The organism is Clostridium sp. TJA085, from assembly GCF_058310235.1.
Genome location: NZ_JBZEEZ010000001.1, coordinates 821,630 through 842,147 on the forward strand (window position 1 = coordinate 821,630; position 20,518 = coordinate 842,147).

A 20,518-nucleotide genomic window follows, 5' to 3' on the forward strand; every position below is an offset into this window, starting at 1 on the left:
TCTTTTTAAACAGAATACATTTCTTCATTAAATGATTTTTCTATAATCTTTCTTCCCTCTTGTACAGATGAAATTTCTCCACAAGCTATACATTGCATTATAATATTACCAATTACAGCTGCTTCAATAGGTCCAGCTATAACTTTTTTTCCAGTTTTTTTAGCTGTAAGCTCACTTAAATACTTATCCTTAATTCCTCCACCCACAATATTAATCCTTTCTATCTTATATCCTAATAAATTCTCTAAATCACATATTGTGTCTTTGTATTCTTTAGTTAAGCCATTATAAACAGCAATAGCTAATTCTCCTAGTTCTTTAGGAGTTCCTTGACCATTTTCCTCACAATATTTTTGTATTGATTTAATCATATTTTTAGTATTCATAAATTCAGTATCATTAGTATTTACTATAAACTTTTTATTTTCATACTTTCTAGCTTCCCTTATTATATCTGGAAAATCTATATCATTATAAAACTCACACCAATTTTTCTTAAGTTGCTGAAGTAGCCATAATCCATTAATATTTTTCAAAACTCTAACATTACCGAGTGCTCCTCCTTCATTAGTAAAATTCCATTTTAAAGCTTCTTTTGTTTTAAATTGAACATTGCTTTCAACCCCTAAAAGTGACCACGTTCCTGAACTTAAATATGCATCTTTTTCATCTTTTAAAGGAGCTCCCATTACTGCAGATGCTGTATCATGTCCACCAACAGCTATAACAGGTATATTGTAAGAAAGCCCTGTCTCATCTAATACTTCTTCTTTTAAATATCCATATATCTCTCCTGGATTTATTATTTCATTAAATATATTCTTTGGAATTTTAACCTTATCTATAAGCTCATAATCCCATTCTTTATTATTAATATCTAGCAATGCTGATGTAGATGCAATTGTAAATTCATTTTTCTTTTCTCCAGTTAAATAATATGCAAATAAATCAGGCATAAATAATAATGAATCACTATTTTCTAGTATTTCTTTTCTATATTTCTTATCAGCAACAAGTTGAAAACAAGTATTAAATACATTATTTGATATACCATTTCTTAAATAAAGTTCACTTAAACTTATATATTTTTCCGTTTCCTTTATTCCATAATAATTTCTTTTATCTCTGTAATGCATAGGCATTCCAATTAAGTTTCCATTTTTATCTATAAGTCCAAAGTCTACTCCCCAAGTATCTATTCCTATTCCATCTATTTTTTTATTCATTGTAGCTACTTTTTTCAAAGCATTTTTTAATTCATTAAAAAGTCTTGGAAAATCCCAAACATATTTATCACCTAAAAAAACTGGATCGTTAGGAAATCTATATATTTCTTCTAAATTTAATGTTCCATTTTTATATTCACAAATTATAGCTCTTCCTGATGATGCCCCAAAATCAAAAGCTAAATAATTACTCAAAATAATTCCCCCTTAAGTTATTTTACATTATTTGGTAATTATATAATACAACATAAATCAAATACAAACAACATCTTTAAAATATTTTTGGAAAACTTTTACACACACTTATTGACTTGTATATTTTTTCATTATAAAATTATATTGTAAAATATTGGTAATATAATATTGGGGGTGCTTTATGTATAAATCAAATAATCAATATCCAAAGATAGGTATAAGACCAACAATTGATGGTAGAAGAAACGGTGTTAGAGAATCTTTAGAAGACCAAACTATGAATATGGCTAATTCCGTAGCTTCACTTTTAAAAGAAAATTTACGTTATCCTAATGGTGAACAAGTTGAATGTGTAATAGCAGATACTACTATTGGTGGCGTTAATGAGGCAAGTAAATGCTATGAAAAATTTAAAAGAGAAGGTGTTGGTTTAACTATAACAGTAACTCCATGTTGGTGCTATGGTACAGAAACAATTGATATGGATCCACATATGCCAAAAGCAATTTGGGGATTTAACGGAACTGAAAGACCAGGCGCTGTTTATTTAGCTGCTGCTCTTGCTGGACATAATCAAGTTGGTCTACCTGCATTTGGTATATACGGAAAGGACGTTCAAGATGCAGATTGTACTGATATACCAAGCGATGTAAAAGAAAAACTTTTAAGATTTGCAAAAGCAGGTTTATCTGTTGCTATGATGAGAGGAAAATCTTATCTTTCAGTAGGTTCTGTGTCAATGGGAATTGCTGGTTCTATGGTTGATCAAAAGTTTTTCCAAAAGTATCTTGGAATGAGAAATGAATATGTAGATATGAGTGAAATCACTAGAAGGATAGATAGAGAAATTTACGATAAAGATGAATTTAATAAGGCTTTACATTGGGTTAAAGAAAATTGTAAAGAAGGATTTGATAAAAATTCAGAAGCTAATCAAAAAACTCGAGAAGAAAAAGATAATATATGGGAAACTGTTGTTAAAATGACTTTAATAGTAAAGGATTTAATGATTGGTAATCCTAAATTAGAATCACTTGGATTTAAAGAAGAATCAGAAGGTCATAATGCAATTGCTGGAGGATTCCAAGGACAACGTCACTGGACAGATCATTCACCAAATGGTGACTTTATGGAAGCTATATTAAATTCTTCATTTGATTGGAATGGATTAAGAGAGGCTTTTGTATTCGCAACAGAAAATGACTCATTAAATGCTGTTCCTATGCTATTTGGACACCTTCTTACTAATACAGCTCAAATATTTGCTGATGTTAGAACATATTGGTCACCAGAAGCAGTTAAAAGAGTTACAGGAAAAGATTTACCTGAAGAAGCTAAGAATGGATTTATTCATTTAATTAATTCAGGTTCTGCTACGTTAGATGCATCAGGTAGACAAACTGATAAAAATGGAAATCCTACAATGAAGCCATTTTGGGAAATTACAGAAAATGAAATTAATGATTGCCTAGCTGCAACAACTTGGCATCCTGCAGTAAATGAATATTTTAGAGGTGGTGGATATTCCTCTAAATTCTTATCAAAAGGAAAAATGCCACTAACAATGTCAAGAGTTTGTCTGGTTGATGGATTAGGTCCTGTTCTTCAAATAGCTGAAGGATACTCTGTTGATTTAGATGAAGAAATAACTAAAACTATTGATAATAGAACTGATAACACTTGGCCTACAACTTGGTTTGTTCCAAATCTTACTGGTGAAGGTGCATTCAAAGATGTATATTCAGTAATGAATAATTGGGGAGCAAATCATGGAGCTATTTCTTATGGACATATAGGAGCTGATTTAATAACATTAGCTTCAATTCTTAGAATTCCAGTTTCTATGCATAATGTTTCAGAAGATAAAATATTTAGACCAAGCGCTTGGGGATTACATGGATTAAAAGATCTTGAAGGTGCTGATTTTAGAGCATGTAAAAACTTTGGCCCTCTATATAAATAGTTATAAATAAATTGATAAAAAGCATAGATACAGATTGTATCAATGCTTTTTATTATTTTTTACAAAACTTTTAGTATAAAAATTTTTCTTTAACTTATTATATAGAATAAACTATTTATAGAAAAAAGAGAGAGATTAAATCTCTCTCTTAAAATATTATTAAAATATAATTACTTATTATTTTTTACCTAATGGATATAATAATTTTTGAATATCATCATTTTCAAAATTATCTAGACTTACATAAGTAGCTCCAGTATCTATTCTTTTTTCAACATTTTTACCTTCTAATACATCATTAGCAGCTTTAACTCCTAAATATCCCATATTATATGGATTTTGAACAACGAAACCATCAATTACTTTTTCTTTTAAGAAAGCAATTTCTTGATCTGATGAATCAAATCCTATTAATGTTATATCGTCTAATTTTCCTTTTTCCTTAACAGCTGTAGCAACACCTACAACAGCCCCTTCATTTGTTGCATATAATCCTTTTAAGTCTGGATTAGCTGTCATTATATCTGTAGCTTTAGCAAGTGCTAATGCATGGTCTCCATCTGAATATTGTATTGAAACTATTTCTATATCTTTATGATTTTTTTCTATCTCTTCTTTAAATCCATCTCTTCTTTCTTGAGCAGTTGATGTTCCTTCATTATGAGCAACTATTGCAACCTTTCCTTTGCCACCGATTCGTTTAGACATTTCTTTTGCTGCAATTGCTCCTGCTGCTTTGTTATCAGTAGCAACAAAACTCTTTTGAATATCTGAATCTAAATCTGAGTCAAAAGTTATTACTGGAATACCTTTTTCTTCTGCCTTTTGAACTACTGGTAATAAAGCCTTATTATCAAGAGGAGCAAGCATTATAGCTTTAGCTTGTTTTGTTATTGCATTTTCAACCATCTCTATTTGTCTGTCAACTTCTGTTTCACTATCTGGACCTTCAAAAGTTACTTTTATCCCAAGTTCTTCAGCTGCTTTTTGTGTTCCCTGTTCTACAGTCTTCCAAAATTCATGTTGATATCCTTTTGATATAACTGCAATATAAGTGTCATCCTTTTTTCCTTCTGTTCCACCTGATGAATCTCCTGTTCCTTGACCTCCTGAACTACATCCAACAACTCCAACTGCAAGCACTGCTGCTGTAGCAACCATAGCCACAAGTTTTTTTAATTTCATAAATCATACCCTCCCACAAACTTTATGTTTTAATTTAATTAATTATTTATTTTAATAACTAACTAACAATTAATAACTATCTCTTTTTCTTTCTAAGCATATCTACATATACAGCACCTATAACAACTGCTCCCATAGCAAGCATTTGCCAGTTTTGTGATACATTCATTAGATTAAGACCATTTTTTAATACACCCATTATAAAAGCACCAAGAATAGTTCCTGTTATTGAACCTTCTCCTCCACTTAAAGATGTTCCTCCAATAACAACAGCTGCTATTGCATCTAATTCATATCCTTCTCCAGCAGTTGGCTGACCTGAATTTATTCTTGCAGCCATTACAATACCCGCAATAGCACACATAAGTCCACAATACATATATACAAATAATTTAGTTTTTAATACATTTATACCAGATAATCTTGCTGCTTCCTCATTACTTCCTATTGCATAAGTATATCTTCCAATTAAAGTTTTCTTTAATATAAATCCTGATATAATAGCTAATACAATTAAATATATTACAGGATAAGGAATAATTCCAAATAACTTTCCTTGAGATATAGTTGAAAAAGTTGGCGCTGAATCAAAATATACTGGTTTTGCATTAGTAAGTACTAAAGTTAGTCCTCTAGCCATCATCATTGAACCAAGAGTTGCTATAAAAGGTGGTAAATTAAACTTCCCAATAAGCAAACCGTTTACAGTACCAAATAGCATACCAACTAATATAGCAAGTATTACAGCAACTGTAATGCTCATTCCTTTACTTATAAAAAGTCCTGCGGAAACACCACTTAATGCAATTATTGCACCTAATGATAAATCTATACCTGAAGTTATAATAACAAAAGTAACCCCTATAGCCATTATTCCTATTACAGCAGTTTGTAATGCTATTGTTATTATATTATCTACATTTAAAAAATGCGGTGTTGCAACTGAGAAAAATAAACACATTAAAAGCAAACTTATACCTGCTGCCATTTTCTGTAATAGTGCTTTATTATCTTTTTTATCACTATTTAATACTTTCTTATTTTTAATAGCTTCCATACCAAAAATCTCCCCCTAAAATTATTAACTATTAGATGCTAAGCTCATTATTTTTTCTTGTGTAGCATCTTTTATATCAAGTTCTCCTGTTTTCTTACCTTCATGCATTACAATAATTCTATCACTCATCCCTAAAATTTCAGGTAATTCAGAAGAAATCATAATAATAGCAACCCCTTTTTCAGCTAATTCTTTCATTAAAGTATATACTTCATATTTAGCACCAACATCTATTCCTCTTGTTGGCTCATCGAATATAAGAACTTTAGTATCTCTGCAAAGCCATCTTCCTATTAATACTTTCTGCTGATTTCCACCACTTAAAAACTTAGTTTTTTGACTTAAAGATGGTGTTTTAGTTTTTAAATCATTAATTTTTTCATTTGATATCTTTTTGCACAGTTTATCGTTTACAACAGATAATTTACTGTATTCTTTTATATTTGCAATAACAGTATTAAACTCTACATCTAAATCTAATAAAAGTCCATCTCTCTTTCTATCTTCTGATAAATATGCTATTTGATTTTTTATTGCATCTACTGGTGATTTTATTTTTATTTTATTTCCTTCTAAATAGAATTCTCCTGAATCAATAGGATCAGCTCCAAAGATTGCTCTTGCAACTTCAGTTCTTCCAGCTCCCATAAGCCCTGCAAATCCTAATATTTCTCCTTTTTTAACGCTAAAGCTTACATCATGTAACTTACCTTTTCTATTTATATTTTTGGCTTCAAATACTACTTCTCCTATATTGGGCTCTCTTTTTGGATATTGATCTTTTATATCTCTTCCAACCATCATTTTAATAATTTCATTTATATCTACATCTTTCCATATTCTAGTTCCTATATAACTTCCATCTCTAAGTACAGTTATTCTATCTGCAATATGCTTAAACTCCTCCATTCTATGAGAAATATAAACTATTCCAACCCCTTCTTTTTTTAATTTTTTTATTATTTTAAATAAATCTTCAATTTCTGACTCTGTAAGTGCTGATGTTGGTTCATCTAATAATAAAACTTCTGATTTAAATGCTAATGCTTTCGCAATTTCAACCATTTGTTGTTCTGCTACACTTAAATTATCAACTCTCTCATTAGGGTCAATGCTTAAATTCAATGATTTTAATACATTTTCTGTATCTTTAATCATTTTTTTTTCATCAATAATAAATTTATTTTTCTTTGGCTCTCTACCTATATATATATTTTGAGCTACTGTAAGATGAGGTAATAAATTAAATTCTTGATGTATTATAGATACACCACGCTCTGCTGCTTCTTTAGGATTTTTTACATTAAATTCTTTTCCTTTAAATAGTATATTTCCCGAATCCTTTTTATAGACTCCTGTTAGTACTTTCATAAGTGTTGATTTTCCAGCACCATTTTCTCCAATAAGAACATGTACTTCTCCTTTTAAGACTTCAAGCTTTGCATTTTTTAAAGCTTGTACCCCTGGAAAGGCTTTATCTATTCCTTCCATCTTTAGCAATACTTGCTTTGACATTTAATCACTCCCCGCACCCCTTTTTTTGTTTATGTTGTTTTATTTTTATTCAATTTACTTTATATAATTATACCTTTTTTTTCCAATTATCACAACATAAATTTTAATTTATTTGAATTTTTACCATATTTTGTTTATAATGTTTTTGTATTCTTTTATTTTATATTCAAAGGAGAGTGTTTTTATGTTAAAAAAAATTCCTTCAATTATTTCACCTGAACTTATAAAAATACTTATGGAAATGGGACATGGAGATACAATAGTTATTGCAGATGGCAATTTTCCTTCATCTTCTTGCGCAAAAAGGTTAGTTAGATTAGATGGACATAATGTTCCTGAAATTTTAGAAGCCATATTAACTTTATTTCCATTAGATACTTATTCAGAAAAACCAGTAAAACTAATGAATGTACTTCCAGGTGATAATTTCGTTCCTAATATTTGGGATACTTATAAAACTATTATAAAAAAAGAATTTTCACCTTTTGATTCTTTTGGATTTATAGAAAGATTTGATTTTTATGAAGAAGCAAAGAAAGCATACGCTGTTATAGCAACATCAGAAAAAGCTCTTTATGCTAATATAATTTTAACTAAGGGTGTAATTTAGATAAAAAAATTGGCACTTTAATTAAAGTGCCAATTTTTAATATGTTATTTTAAATAATATTCTAATACATTTCTTACTTTAGGAACAACAGCATGAGAACCACCTTTTTCTTTAACATCTTCAAGAATCATAGAAATTGTAATTTTTGATCCTTTAACATCTGTTGCTATAAACCATCCATTTTCTGTTCCCTTTTTATCATTTTGACTCTTTTTAATTTCTGCTGTTCCTGTTTTTCCTGCTAATTCTTGACCTGGTATTTTAGCATCTGTGGCAGTACCACCTTCACTATTTATAGGTTCTTTAAATGCATTTATTAAATCATTTAAATATTTTTTCTCTATTGTTTGTTTTTTAAATATTTCTTCTTTATTATTTATACTTGTAACCAATCTTGGTTTCATTATATTCCCTTCATTTGATAAAGCACTATAAGCAAGTGTCATATTTAAAGGGGTAACCAAAACTTGACCTTGACCATATCCACTATCTGCTAATGCTATTTCACTCTCTATTTTCCCGTTATTTGAAATTTGTGAAGTTTCCATTAGATATCCAAAATCTATTTTTTCTCCTATTCCAAATTTTTTAGCTCCTTCAATAAACTTATCACTTCCAAGGTCTACTGCAACTTGAGCAAAATATATATTATCAGAATACTTAACAGCATCATTTAAATTTACTGATTTACCTGGATCTTCAACTCTTGTAACCTTATAATCACCCCATGAACTATCTTTTTGCCAACTTAATCCCTTTATATCTTTTTTATCATTTGCTTTTATAACTCCATCTTGGATTCCTGTAGTTGCAGTTATAAGCTTAAATGTAGAGCCTGGTGAATAAAGTTTTGTAAATCTATTTTCATAAGCCGCATTTTTTGTATCCTCTAATTCTTTCTTTTGAGTTTTTGTCATATAAGTTGTAAACATATTTGAATCATAAGAAGGTGAACTTACCATAGCTAATACTTCGCCTGTTTTAGGATTTAATGCAGTAGATGCTCCCTTTTCTCCATTTATTTCTCTATATATTTTCTTTTGAAGATTTGAATCTATAGAAATTGTTATATCACTTCCATTCTTAGGATCTTTATTAGCAACTTCTATTTTTTCTTCTCCTCTTTCAATATATATTTTCCCTCCATTTTCACATCTTAACTTATCTTCATAAACTTGTTCTAATCCACTTTTACCAATTAAACTATGTGTATTATACCCTTTGTCTTTATTTTTTTCTAATTCCTCTTTTGTAATAGGTCCTACATATCCTACTAATCTACCAAACGCTTCTCCACCACTATAAACTCTTGATATAGAATTTTGAATTAATATTCCATCCTCATCACGATTTTTTAAACTATTAAGTTTTGAATCATTAGGTAATATTTTAACTATTTCTACAAAATGACTTGGATTGCTATTTGAATCTAATTTTTTAATTATTGTGTCCTCACTTATGTCTAAAGCTCTTGCTATTTCTTTTATTTTTTCATCTTTATTTTTTCTATTAAATATAGCTGGATGTATACCAACAATATTAATTTTTCCATCCTCTGCTAAAGCTTTCCCGTCTTTATCTAATATTTTACCTCTTACTGCATTTACGGTATTAACTTTTATTTTATCTCCCTCTTGCATGTTAGGAAAAATCAAATTATCATTCCACTTTATTTTATAATCTTTATCTTCTTTTACTAAAGTAACTTTAAAATCATCTAATTTTAGATTTCCAGCTACTGTATCCATAGTTAAAGAAAATGGAATAATTACATCATTATTTTCTTTTGTAGCCTCACCTAGTTTAATATTAATATTACTAGCATTCATAGCTCCATATATATTTCCAAGCCTTTGAACAAATGTTGTTTCATCAATAGTACCTTTTGAATCTTTGCTAAGCATATCATACATACCCTTATAATCCAAACTTTGCCACTTGTCTTTATACTGATTAAAAGCATCAATAGCTTTACTTTTACTAGAACATCCCATAAAGGATACCGTTAGTAAAAATGTTATAAAAGCTATAAAATAAATTTTTTTGTTAAATTTCATAATACCCCTCCATCCAATCTAATTATTTTATAATAATTAGATAATATTATTCTTCTCTTTTAACCTTTGAATCTCATAATCCTTTTCCTTAATTAAATTCTTATACATATTTTCTTTTATATTCCATTCATTTTTATTCCACTCTTTACTAAGAGTATTTATAAGAGATGCCATTTCATCAGCACTTCCTACTATTCTATTAAATAATAAAAGATTAGATTTTAATATTTCTGGAATTTCATTATGGGAATATCTAAGTCTATGATCAATTTCACCATATCCTTCTTCAAATATAGTTCTAACCTGTATTTCTGCTATAACTTTTTTATTAGTTGGATAAAACTCAACTAAGTAATGTACTGACCTATATCCTGATTGTCTTGATCTAACTTCTATCCCAAGTTTATTAAATATCTCAGTATTATCTCCTTCTCTAACATTAGCTGTTATTTCTATAACCTTCCATGTATTTATTATAAAATCATGTATTTCTTTCCACTGTTCTTTAAAAATATGTATTACCCTAATTCCAATTAAATCATTTATTTCATCTTTATAGTTATTTACTGTAAATTCAAAATCACCCCCATATTTTTCTTTCCTATCTTTTGTTTTTCTTACAATCTTTTCTATAAGCCTATCACTTGCTTTTATTCTAGACTTTACAGAATGAATACATTCGTTTGCCCTTAATATGTTTGCTATAAAATTAGCTTGATTTTCATAAGACTCTAAATATTCTATGTAGTCTTTATATATTTCTTCTAAGTTTTTAATATTTATATTGTTTTCTTCTATAATTGTTTCACAATGACTGTATTTTTTTAAAAATTCTTGTATTTCAAATTTATTTTTCATAAATATTTCTCCTAAATTTAAACATTACATTTATATTATATCACTAAATTTTATTAATAACTTATAACATAACTTATACTAAGTAACTTTTTAAAAATTAAAATTTCATATTTATAAATTACTAAAAAAATAAAAAAGGTTAGGAATTAATCCTAACCTTTTAAACTCATTTTATTTTTCACCATAAAGTTTAATTATGTTTACAATAGTTTCTACTGCTTTTTCCATAGATTCTACTGCTATATATTCATATCTTCCATGGAAATTTTCTCCACCAGTAAACATATTTGGAGTTGGAAGTCCCATAAATGATAATCTAGCTCCATCTGTACCTCCTCTTATTGGTACAACATCTGGAGTTATATTTGCCATTTCCATTGCCTTTTTAGCAGTTTCAACTATATGCATTACAGGTTCTATTTTTTCTTTCATATTTCTATATTGCTCTTTTATTTCAACTTTAACTGTTCCTTCACCATAAACTTCATTTAATTTCTTTTCAGCATTTTTAAATTCCTCTATTCTTCTATTAAAAGTATCTTCAAAGAAATCTCTTATTATAAATGACATTTCAGTATTTTCTACTGTTCCATTTATACTTATAAGGAATGAAAATCCTTCATATCCTTCTGTTTTTTCTGGAACTTCATAAAGAGGTAACATGCTTAAAAATTCATATGCCACTAGTGATGAATTAATCATTTTATTTTTAGCACTTCCTGGATGTACATTTTTCCCCTTAATAACAACCTTTGCACCTGCTGCATTGAAGTTTTCATATTCTAATTCTCCAAGCGCTCCTCCATCTACAGTATATGCAAAATCTGCTCCAAAGCCTTCTACATCAAATTTATCAGCACCTCTACCAACTTCTTCATCTGGAGTAAATCCAATCTTAATATCTCCATGCTTAATTTCTGGATGATTTATTAAATACTCTACAGCTGTTATTATTTCTGATATTCCAGCCTTATCATCTGCTCCTAAAAGAGTTGTACCATCTGTTGTTATTAAAGTTTTTCCAACATAATTTTTAAGCTCTGGAAATTCTTTCGGATCTAGATTTATATTTAACTTTTCATTTAAAACTATAACATCTCCATTATAATCTTTAACAAATTGAGGTTTTACATTTTCTCCACTCATATCAGGAGCTGTATCCATATGTGATATAAAACCTATAGTAGGAATTTTTTTATCAGTGTTAGCCTTAAGTGTTGCATAAACATATCCAAACTCATCAAGTTTAACATCAGATAATCCTATCTCTTTTAACTCCTTTTCCAAAACTTTAGCTAAATCTAATTGACATTTTGTACTTGGAATTGACTCAGATTCTTCATCTGACTTAGTGTTTATTTTTACATATTCTAAAAATCTTTCTTGAACTTTTTTCATATTATAATCTCCCCTCATATAATACTTTAATATAATTATACATTAAAAATAGTTTAAGTTTTTGTTTTTGCTTTATTTTTAATATTATTTTAAACAATGCATATATTTTGTTACATCTTTTCCATCAACTACATAAGCTTGACCCTTTGAACAGAATATTGATGAACTAGTATATTCTATATCACTATTTTTATCATACCCTTTACTTTTTATTACCTCATCTTCATTATGACAATAATCATACCCATCAAAAACTAAACTTAAAAATCCATTTCCTTTTGTAAAACTTATAAACTCCAAACTATAATCAATAAAAGTTTTTACTGGTCCTCTACCAGTTATTATTACTCTATCCCCACTATTTATAGGCTCATCAAATTCACCTTTTCTCTTTTGAATATCTGATAATACTCTTCCTATTAACTCTATATTCACATCAATCTTGAACTTATAATATGGTTCTAAAAGTTTATTATTTGCTTCATCAAGCCCTTGCCTTAAAGCTCTTTTTGTAGCTTCTCTAAAATCTCCTCCAGTAGTATGCTTATTATGCGCCCTACCAGTTAATAAAGTTATTTTCAAATCAGTAATTGGACTTCCTGTTAATATTCCTTTATGTTCTTTTTCAAATATATGTGTTTTTATTAAATTTTGATTTCCAATAGTTAAATCATCAGTATGACATTTATTTATAAATGTTATACCACTACCTCTTTCACCTTCTTCTATTTTTAAATTAACTTCACTATAATGTCCTAGTGGTTCAAAATGACCATACCCTAACGTTTCTCCAATTATTGTTTCTTTATAAAGTATTTCTGGTTTATCAAAATCTACATTAAGATTAAACCTATTTTTTAAAATATCTTTTAAAACTTCAAGTTGAACTGTTCCCATTATATCCAAATGTAACTCTTTAAGACGTTCATCAAAGTTAACATTTAAACTATTATCTTCACTTTCTAATGTTTTAAATATCTTTAAAACCTCATTACTATTAATTTTTTCATCATATATAACTTTAACTTTTAAAGTAGGAATCATTTCATAATTTATATCATCATTAAATCCTAAAGACATTCCACTTTGTAAATTATTTGCTCCTAAAATACAAGCTACCTCTCCTGCTTTTACTTCATTTATTACTTTAAACTTATTTCCATTATAAAGTCTTATTTCATTTATTTTTTCTTTAAAATTATCTAAAATAATTTTAAAATTTATCTCATCTTTTGCTTTTAATGTACCATTTAGACACTTTATAAATGATAATTTATTGCCTTTTTCATCATGTTTTATTTTAAAAACTCTACCTTTAAACTCTCCAAATTCATTATAAGAAGTATATGTTAAATTATTAAAATCGTCTAAAAACTCTACTATCCCTTTATCTAAAAGTGCAGAACCACTATAACATAAAAATAACTTTCTACTTTTTATAAGCTCTTTTCCCTTATCTATACATAATTCTTTATTTAAATTTTCTTCTAAATACATTTCTAAAAGCCTTTCATCACTTTCAGCTATCTTTTCTATAAAATCTAAATTTAATTCTTTAGATAAAGAATTTTCTATATAAATAACATTTTCATCAAACTTTAATTTTATTTCATCTATTATTTTATTTACATTAGCACCAACTCGATCAACTTTATTTATAAATATAAAGGTTGGAATATTATTATGTTTTAATAAATTCCATATTGTATCCGTATGGCCTTGTATTCCCTCAACTGCACTTATTATTAAAATTGCATAGTCTAATATACATATAGTTCTTTCCATCTCTTGAGAAAAATCAATATGACCTGGTGTATCTATTAAATAATATTCTGAATCTTTATAATTAAAAGTTCCTACATCTGAAAATACTGTTATTCCTCTACTCTTTTCAATTTCATGACTATCTAAATAAGAATTTTTATGATCTACTCTTCCTCTATTTCTAATACTATTTGTATGGTATAAAATTTGTTCTGAAAATGTTGTTTTACCACCATCAACATGAGCAAATATTCCTATTGTCTTTCTCATTTTTATTATCTCCTCTTAAAAATTTCTTTAAGTTAAATTATATCAAAATAATATAAATCATTCATATTAATAATAAAAGGTTTATAAGAACATTAAAGTTCTTATAAACCTTTAAAAATTTTATCTTTTTCCTTTATCAAAAGGTTCTCCAACAGCCTTCGGTGCCCTTGAGCTTTTTGAGAAAATAACTAATGCAATTAATGTCATTATATAAGGGAAAGTTTTTAATAAAACAGGTGGTATTGAAGCAAGCTCTGGTATAACTTGTGATACATTAGCAACTGTACTTGCAAAACCAAAGAAAAGTGTTGCTCCTAAAATTCCAAGAGGCTTCCATTGTCCAAATATTAAAGCCGCAAGAGCTAAGAATCCAAGACCTCCAACGTTTCCTGTAAATTCTCCAGCATAAGTAACTATTATTATAGCTCCTCCTAATGCTGAAAATGCTCCTGATATCATAACTCCAATATATCTCATTTTATAAACATTTATTCCTGCAGCATCTGCAGCTTGTGGGTGTTCTCCACATGCTCTAAGCCTCATTCCAAATGGTGTTTTGTATAATATGAAAGTTGCTACTAATAAAATAATTAATACAAGCCATGTTGATGCATAAGTTTTTGTAAAAAACATTCCTATAACTGGTATATCACTTAAAACAGGTATATCATTTGGTATAAATCCTTGTCTTATTCTTATATTTCCACTACCTGTTATATTTCTAGCTAAAAATATTGTAAGTGCTCCTGCAATCATATTTATAGCTGTACCACTTATTATTTGCTCTGCATTTAAATGAATACTTGCAAATGCATGTAGAAGTGAAAATAAAATTCCAGCTATAACAGCAGCTAAAATACCTAACCAAAGCGGTAAATTACCATCTAACTTATCTTGAAGAGTAACTATAGTAAATGCACTAACAAATGCACCCATTATCATAAGTCCATCAAGCCCTATGTTAGTAACTCCACTTCTTTCACTATAAAGAGCTCCAAGTGCTGTTATTAAAAGCGGTATTGTAAATGCAATTGCATAAGGAAATACTTGTCCAAACATTTCTAACATATTATTTCACCTTCCCTTCTTTTGCATTATTCTCTAATTCTTTGTCTCTTCTTTTTATCTTCAATTTATTTATAAATCTTTCTATTACTATACTAGTTGCAGCAAAATATATTATTGTAGCCATTATAGTATCAGCAATTTCTGGTGGAATTTCTGTCATAGCACTCATAAATCCACTACCTGTATATAAAATACCAAAGAATAATGCAGCAAAAAGTACTCCTATTGGTGTATTTGCTCCAAGAAGTGATACAGCAATGCCATCAAAGCCTTGTGTTGGAAGAACACCTACTTGAATAATATTTGAATTTCCTGCATATTCAATAACTCCAGCAAGTCCTGAAAGTCCTCCTGCTATCATCATTGAAAGTATAATATTTTTATTTACTGGTATACCTGCATATTCTGCACCAAATCTATTAAATCCAACAGCTTTAAGTTCATAACCTAATGTTGTTTTATTTAATATAAACCAAATAATTACTATAGCAAAAAGAGCTAAAATTATTCCTAAATTTATATATGACCCATCAAATATATCTGAAAGCCATTTTAATTTAAGAGTTGCTCCTTCTGAAAGTGGTCTTGATTCTGTTTCATATTGTCCCTTCATCATATTTGGTACCATGTAATAAACAAACCAGTATATAGTCCAGTTCATCATTATAGTTGAAACAACTTCATGAACATTAAACTTTGATTTTAATATACCAGGAATTATAGCAGCTGCCATTCCTCCTAATATACCTACTAATATCATTAAAGGTAAAAGTACAATTCTTGGAGCATCTACTGNCCTTCATCATATTTGGTACCATGTAATAAACAAACCAGTATATAGTCCAGTTCATCATTATAGTTGAAACAACTTCATGAACATTAAACTTTGATTTTAATATACCAGGAATTATAGCAGCTGCCATTCCTCCTAATATACCTACTAATATCATTAAAGGTAAAAGTACAATTCTTGGAGCATCTACTGTAAGTCCAATAAAAGTAGCACAAAATCCTCCAAATAGCATTTGTCCAGCCGCACCTATATTAAAAAGACCTGTTCTAAAAGCAAAAGCAACAGATAGTCCTGTAAGTATTAATGGTGTAGCTGTTGCTATAGTATTACCAATTCTTTCTACACTCTTAAGTCCGCCTTGAAAAAGATATGAAAATCCTTCTATTGGATTATGATTAAGAGCTAGCATTAAAAGTGAACCTGTTATAAGTCCTAATATTATAGCTAATATGGATACTATACCTTTATTAGTTTTCATCTTGTGACCCTCCTTTAATTCCAGCCATCATTAATCCAATTTCATTTTCATTAGTTTCATCTGAATTTACAATTCCTATAAGCTCTCCACCATTTATTACTGCAATTCTATCAGAAACATTTAGTACTTCATCAAGTTCTAATGATATAAGAAGTACTGCTTTTCCTTTATCTCTCTGTTCAACTAATCTTTTATGAATATATTCAATTGAACCAACATCAAGTCCTCTAGTTGGTTGCACTGCTATTAAAAGATCTGGGTTCAGTTCAACCTCACGTCCTATAATAGCTTTTTGCTGATTACCACCTGATAATGTTCTAGCCTTTGATATAGGACCTTCACCTGATCTTACATCAAATTCATTAAGTATTTTTTCTGCATATTTTCTAATTGCAGACTTATTAAGTATTCCTCTCTTTGAAAATGGTTCTTTATTATATACTTCAATAATCATATTTTCTTCTAGCGTATAATCAAGTATTAAACCTCTTTTATGTCTATCTTCTGGTATATGTGCTATTCCTTTATCTATTCTCTTTTTTGTTTTCTCATTCGTTATATCTTCATTCTTGTATATAACTTTTCCACTCTCTACTTTTCTAAGACCTGTTATAGCTTCAACTAGCTCATTTTGACCATTTCCTTCAACACCAGCAATGCCAACTATTTCTCCACTTCTAATTGATAACGAAAAGTTTTTAAGTCCAAGAACTTTTTTATTATTTTTTACTGATATATCATCTATTTTTAATACCTCTTCTTTAGGCTCACTTTTTTTCTTATCAACTTTAAAAGAAACCTCTCTACCAACCATCATTTTAGCCATTTCTGCCTCAGATGTTTTTTTAGTATCAACTGTTCCTATATATTTACCCCTTCTTATTACTGTACATTTATCTGATACAGCTTTTATTTCTTTTAATTTATGCGTTATTAATATTATAGATTTTCCTTCTTTTATAAGATTCTTAATTATTTTCATTAAATCTTCTATTTCTTGTGGTGTTAATACAGCTGTTGGCTCATCAAATATTAATATATCTGCATTCTTATAAAGCATCTTTAATATTTCAACTCTTTGTTGCATACCAACAGAAATATCCTCAATTTTTGCATATGGGTCCACATTTAATCCATAGCTTTTTGAAAGTTCTTCTATTTTTTTTGCTGCTTTCTTTATATCTACTACTAATCCTTTTTTAGGCTCACATCCTAGTATTATATTTTCTGTTACCGTAAAATTTTCCACTAATTTAAAGTGTTGATGAACCATTCCTATTCCCAAATCATTTGCTTTATTTGGATTTGTTATTTTTTCTTCTTTTCCATTTATCTTAATAGTTCCTCTATCTGGCTGGTACATTCCAAAAAGCATTCCCATAAGTGTTGATTTACCAGCTCCATTTTCCCCTAATAGAGCATGAACTTCCCCTTTTTTTAACTTTAATGTTACGTTATCATTTGCAACAATACCTGGAAATTCTTTTCGAATATTAAGCATTTCTACTGCATATTCCATTTATATCCTCCCCACAAAATCTATATAGTTTAAAAGGGGCAGTTTTCCGCCCCATTCCTTAACTATAAATAATTATTCTATTAAACTACCTTGTTCTGCTGAAACTTTTATTTCACCAGATTTTATTTTGTCATAAGCTTCTTTATATGCTTTAATAGATTCTTCACTTAAATTTGGATTTTTTTCTGGTAATCCAACACCATCATTTTTAGCATCATAGATTAAAGTTTGTCCACCTGGGAATTTTTCATCTAATTCAGCTTTAATCATATCAAAAGTTGATTTTTTAATATTTTTTGTAGCTGAAGTTAAAATAACTGATTTTTCATTTCCATCTTTATCTTTATATAAACCTTCTGAATATTGGTCAACATCAACACCTATAACCCAAGCTTTTTCTCCCTTTTGAGCTCTAGCTTTAGCTTCTGTTATAGCACCAACACCAGTACCTCCTGCTGCTGTAAATATTACATCAACACCGTTATCATACATTTTTGCTGCAATTTGTTGTCCTGCTGATGAAGTATTGAATGTTCCTTCATATACTACATTACTCTTATCAATTTTTATTTTTGTTCCTAAATTTTCATTAGCGTATTTAACACCTTGTTGGAATCCCCAATTAAATTTTTGAACTGCTGGTATTTTCATTCCACCAATGAATCCAAAATTTGCTTCTTTCATTTGAACTGCTGATGCAACTCCTGCTAAGAAACCTGACTCATGTTCAGCAAAAAAGATTGATACTGTATTTGGTTTAACTACTGGTTTAGCATCCTTTTCACCACTATGTGGATTACCATCTAAAATTACAAACTTAGCATCTTCATATTTATCTTGTGCCTCAAAAATAGCAGTTTCAAACTTAAATCCTGGTGTAACTATAAATTTATTTCCTGCTTCATAATGATTACTTATTTCCTTTAAATAATCAGCTGGCTTTTCACCACCTGGTTGTAAATATTTTTTTGAAACTCCAAGCTCTTCTTCAGCTTGTACTATTCCTTCCCAAGTTCCTTGGTTAAATGATTTGTCATCAATTGTACCTGAATCTGTAACCATACCTACTTTTAAATTTGCTTTTTTATCAGATGCTCCACCTGATTTTTCTGAATCCCCACTGTTTCCACATGCTACTAATCCCGTCGCCATAACTAATGAAAGTGCAAGTGCTAAAAATTTTCTTTTCATTAATTCCCCTCCTAAAAATACGTAAATTTTTTTTGAAATAAATTTTACACCCCAATTATATAATAGTTTGTATGATAATCTCAATATTTTTATGAATATTTGTTTAAAAAAATTTTATATTTTGTTCAAATTTGTATTTTAATGTCGATTCATTAATTTCTTCTTTAAAATTTAATTAATTATATAATAAAAATAAAAGAGACTATTTATTTAGTCCCTTTTTATTCCATTAACTTCTTCTCTTATTAAAGTATAATAAGCTTCTAATGAAGAAATTAATTTATTTAATCTATCAAATTCATATTCTAAATCTTTAATATAATATTTTTCATCTTCTTTTTTACAGTCTTGATTTTCTATTTTTTCTTTTAAATATTTTATTATTATTTCAATTTTACCTAAATTAACTTTAGCTTCTTCTAAATCATTTTCATATTTAATTATAACTTTGTATATCTCCTCTAATTTATAAATAATTTCTTTATATTTATTTCCTGGTATCACTTTATTATTATTATTATTATTATTATTTACTAATGTAATCTCCTTATTACTTTCATTATTAGTAGGCTCTTTATTTTTATCTTTGTTATTTTCTTCATCAAAGATACAATCTAAAACTTTTACTGTACTATCAATTTGTTCTTTTGGGGTTTTCTTATTAAAAATATAAGATATTGCAGATACTATAACTCCTATAAAACAACTAACTATTTGTAAAAAGTTTTTTTGATTTTCACTACTATTTAATATTAAATTATTACTTTCATTTAAAGCTTTATCTACTCCTGAAATTGCAACAGTTAAATTTTTTAATATATTAATTTGAAGATCATTAAGTTCTAAAATAGCTTTTTCTTGCTCTTTCGTTATAACTCCATTACTTTCCTTAAGACTTAATTCATAAGATAAATTTTTATATTTTTCAACAGATTTCTTTAACTCAATCTTTGAATTAATATCTATCTTACCATTGTTATATAAATTATCTAGCTTTGTATTAACTGTTATTATTTCATCCTCAAATTTATATTTATATTCATCTTTACCAGTAGCAATCCAAAGTTTTTCTGAATGCGCCATTTTAATAACTTCATCTTTTAAATCATTTAATATTTTTATGTCATTTTTCATTTCATTATTTTCATTTATTTTATTATTTAAGGAATCATAAAAAAAGTAAATTAAACTATTAAATATTAGAACTAGGATAACTGTTATAATTACTACTAATTTTCTTTTTTTATTAATCATATTAACCTTCCCCCATTAAATTTATATTATTATATGAGTTTCATTTAACTTATGTTGATAAACTTTTATAATATAAATTTTTCTCTTGTATATACTATTTTTATATTAAACTGGAGG

The 20,518-nt window shown here is 28.1% G+C and carries 15 protein-coding genes and 1 pseudogene; 2 read left to right on the plus strand and 14 right to left on the minus strand.

Annotated elements, in window-relative coordinates; translation table 11 throughout:
* Positions 1-5 precede the first annotated feature (5 nt).
* Positions 6-1,421: a rhamnulokinase gene (locus tag AC4FQW_RS04330; protein WP_303128058.1), complete on the minus strand. Its 1,416-nt coding sequence runs from the start codon at positions 1,419-1,421 to the stop codon at positions 6-8.
* Positions 1,422-1,602: 181 nt separating this feature from the next.
* Between AC4FQW_RS04330 and AC4FQW_RS04335 the strand changes: the two genes are divergently transcribed.
* Positions 1,603-3,384 carry an L-fucose isomerase gene (locus AC4FQW_RS04335; RefSeq protein ID WP_491147446.1) on the plus strand — a complete coding sequence of 594 codons (1,782 nt, stop codon included), beginning with the start codon at positions 1,603-1,605 and terminating at the stop codon, positions 3,382-3,384.
* Positions 3,385-3,561: 177 nt separating this feature from the next.
* Here the strand turns inward: AC4FQW_RS04335 and AC4FQW_RS04340 are convergent, their stop codons facing one another.
* The 3 genes from AC4FQW_RS04340 to AC4FQW_RS04350 form a co-directional block, all read right to left on the minus strand.
* A complete protein-coding gene (locus AC4FQW_RS04340; RefSeq protein WP_303128062.1) occupies positions 3,562-4,569 on the minus strand; it encodes an ABC transporter substrate-binding protein in 1,008 nt (335 codons plus the stop codon).
* A gap of 76 nt (positions 4,570-4,645) precedes the next feature.
* Positions 4,646-5,626, minus strand: coding sequence for an ABC transporter permease (locus AC4FQW_RS04345; protein WP_303128064.1), 981 nt, complete (start codon positions 5,624-5,626; stop codon positions 4,646-4,648).
* Between the two features lie 24 nt (positions 5,627-5,650).
* Positions 5,651-7,141 (minus strand): sugar ABC transporter ATP-binding protein, encoded by a 1,491-nt coding sequence (locus AC4FQW_RS04350; RefSeq protein ID WP_303128066.1) that lies wholly within the window; start codon positions 7,139-7,141, stop codon positions 5,651-5,653.
* 184 nt (positions 7,142-7,325) lie between these two features.
* Here AC4FQW_RS04350 and AC4FQW_RS04355 point away from each other — a divergent pair, with 184 nt between their 5' ends.
* Positions 7,326-7,751 carry an RbsD/FucU family protein gene (locus tag AC4FQW_RS04355; RefSeq protein WP_303128069.1) on the plus strand — a complete coding sequence of 142 codons (426 nt, stop codon included), beginning with the start codon at positions 7,326-7,328 and terminating at the stop codon, positions 7,749-7,751.
* Between the two features lie 44 nt (positions 7,752-7,795).
* On the opposite strand, the gene AC4FQW_RS04360 is transcribed toward AC4FQW_RS04355, so the two are convergent.
* The 10 genes and pseudogenes from AC4FQW_RS04360 to AC4FQW_RS04405 form a co-directional block, all read right to left on the minus strand.
* Positions 7,796-9,808 (minus strand): penicillin-binding transpeptidase domain-containing protein, encoded by a 2,013-nt coding sequence (locus tag AC4FQW_RS04360; RefSeq protein ID WP_491147449.1) that lies wholly within the window; start codon positions 9,806-9,808, stop codon positions 7,796-7,798.
* Positions 9,809-9,844: 36 nt separating this feature from the next.
* On the minus strand, positions 9,845-10,666 hold the full coding sequence (locus tag AC4FQW_RS04365) for a RelA/SpoT domain-containing protein (protein ID WP_303128073.1): 822 nt from the start codon (positions 10,664-10,666) through the stop codon (positions 9,845-9,847).
* Between the two features lie 171 nt (positions 10,667-10,837).
* Positions 10,838-12,064, minus strand: coding sequence for a peptidase T (gene pepT, locus AC4FQW_RS04370; protein ID WP_491147451.1), 1,227 nt, complete (start codon positions 12,062-12,064; stop codon positions 10,838-10,840).
* A gap of 84 nt (positions 12,065-12,148) precedes the next feature.
* Positions 12,149-14,098 carry a GTP-binding protein gene (locus tag AC4FQW_RS04375; protein WP_491147453.1) on the minus strand — a complete coding sequence of 650 codons (1,950 nt, stop codon included), beginning with the start codon at positions 14,096-14,098 and terminating at the stop codon, positions 12,149-12,151.
* Positions 14,099-14,218: 120 nt separating this feature from the next.
* The gene (locus AC4FQW_RS04380) at positions 14,219-15,166 is read right to left on the minus strand and encodes an ABC transporter permease (protein ID WP_303128081.1); all 948 of its coding nucleotides are present in this window, start codon (positions 15,164-15,166) and stop codon (positions 14,219-14,221) included.
* 1 nt (position 15,167) lies between these two features.
* A pseudogene (locus AC4FQW_RS04385) lies at positions 15,168-15,950 on the minus strand (ABC transporter permease); the annotation flags it as partial.
* Positions 15,856-16,437, minus strand: a complete 582-nt coding sequence (locus AC4FQW_RS04390; protein ID WP_491147455.1) for an ABC transporter permease — start codon at positions 16,435-16,437, stop codon at positions 15,856-15,858. The gene AC4FQW_RS04390 and the pseudogene AC4FQW_RS04385, both read right to left, overlap by 95 nt.
* Positions 16,427-17,956, minus strand: a complete 1,530-nt coding sequence (locus AC4FQW_RS04395; RefSeq protein ID WP_303128084.1) for an ABC transporter ATP-binding protein — start codon at positions 17,954-17,956, stop codon at positions 16,427-16,429. Before AC4FQW_RS04395 ends, AC4FQW_RS04390 begins: the two co-directional genes overlap by 11 nt.
* 72 nt (positions 17,957-18,028) lie before the next feature.
* Complete coding sequence (locus tag AC4FQW_RS04400) at positions 18,029-19,147, minus strand: BMP family lipoprotein (RefSeq protein ID WP_491147457.1); 1,119 nt, start codon at positions 19,145-19,147, stop codon at positions 18,029-18,031.
* Between the two features lie 210 nt (positions 19,148-19,357).
* On the minus strand, positions 19,358-20,401 hold the full coding sequence (locus AC4FQW_RS04405) for a hypothetical protein (protein ID WP_491147459.1): 1,044 nt from the start codon (positions 20,399-20,401) through the stop codon (positions 19,358-19,360).
* Between the last annotated feature and the right edge of the window lie 117 nt (positions 20,402-20,518).

Bases quoted from the DNA above. Each gene is read 5' to 3' on its own strand.
- AC4FQW_RS04335 (WP_491147446.1), top strand. From the start codon at position 1,603: ATGTATAAATCAAATAATCAATATCCAAAGATAGGTATAAGACCAACA.
- AC4FQW_RS04340 (WP_303128062.1), bottom strand. From the start codon at position 4,569: ATGAAATTAAAAAAACTTGTGGCTATGGTTGCTACAGCAGCAGTGCTT.
- AC4FQW_RS04345 (WP_303128064.1), bottom strand. From the start codon at position 5,626: ATGGAAGCTATTAAAAATAAGAAAGTATTAAATAGTGATAAAAAAGAT.
- AC4FQW_RS04350 (WP_303128066.1), bottom strand. From the start codon at position 7,141: ATGTCAAAGCAAGTATTGCTAAAGATGGAAGGAATAGATAAAGCCTTT.
- AC4FQW_RS04355 (WP_303128069.1), top strand. From the start codon at position 7,326: ATGTTAAAAAAAATTCCTTCAATTATTTCACCTGAACTTATAAAAATA.
- AC4FQW_RS04360 (WP_491147449.1), bottom strand. From the start codon at position 9,808: ATGAAATTTAACAAAAAAATTTATTTTATAGCTTTTATAACATTTTTA.
- AC4FQW_RS04365 (WP_303128073.1), bottom strand. From the start codon at position 10,666: ATGAAAAATAAATTTGAAATACAAGAATTTTTAAAAAAATACAGTCAT.
- pepT (WP_491147451.1), bottom strand. From the start codon at position 12,064: ATGAAAAAAGTTCAAGAAAGATTTTTAGAATATGTAAAAATAAACACT.
- AC4FQW_RS04375 (WP_491147453.1), bottom strand. From the start codon at position 14,098: ATGAGAAAGACAATAGGAATATTTGCTCATGTTGATGGTGGTAAAACA.
- AC4FQW_RS04380 (WP_303128081.1), bottom strand. From the start codon at position 15,166: ATGTTAGAAATGTTTGGACAAGTATTTCCTTATGCAATTGCATTTACA.
- AC4FQW_RS04395 (WP_303128084.1), bottom strand. From the start codon at position 17,956: ATGGAATATGCAGTAGAAATGCTTAATATTCGAAAAGAATTTCCAGGT.
- AC4FQW_RS04400 (WP_491147457.1), bottom strand. From the start codon at position 19,147: ATGAAAAGAAAATTTTTAGCACTTGCACTTTCATTAGTTATGGCGACG.
- AC4FQW_RS04405 (WP_491147459.1), bottom strand. From the start codon at position 20,401: ATGATTAATAAAAAAAGAAAATTAGTAGTAATTATAACAGTTATCCTA.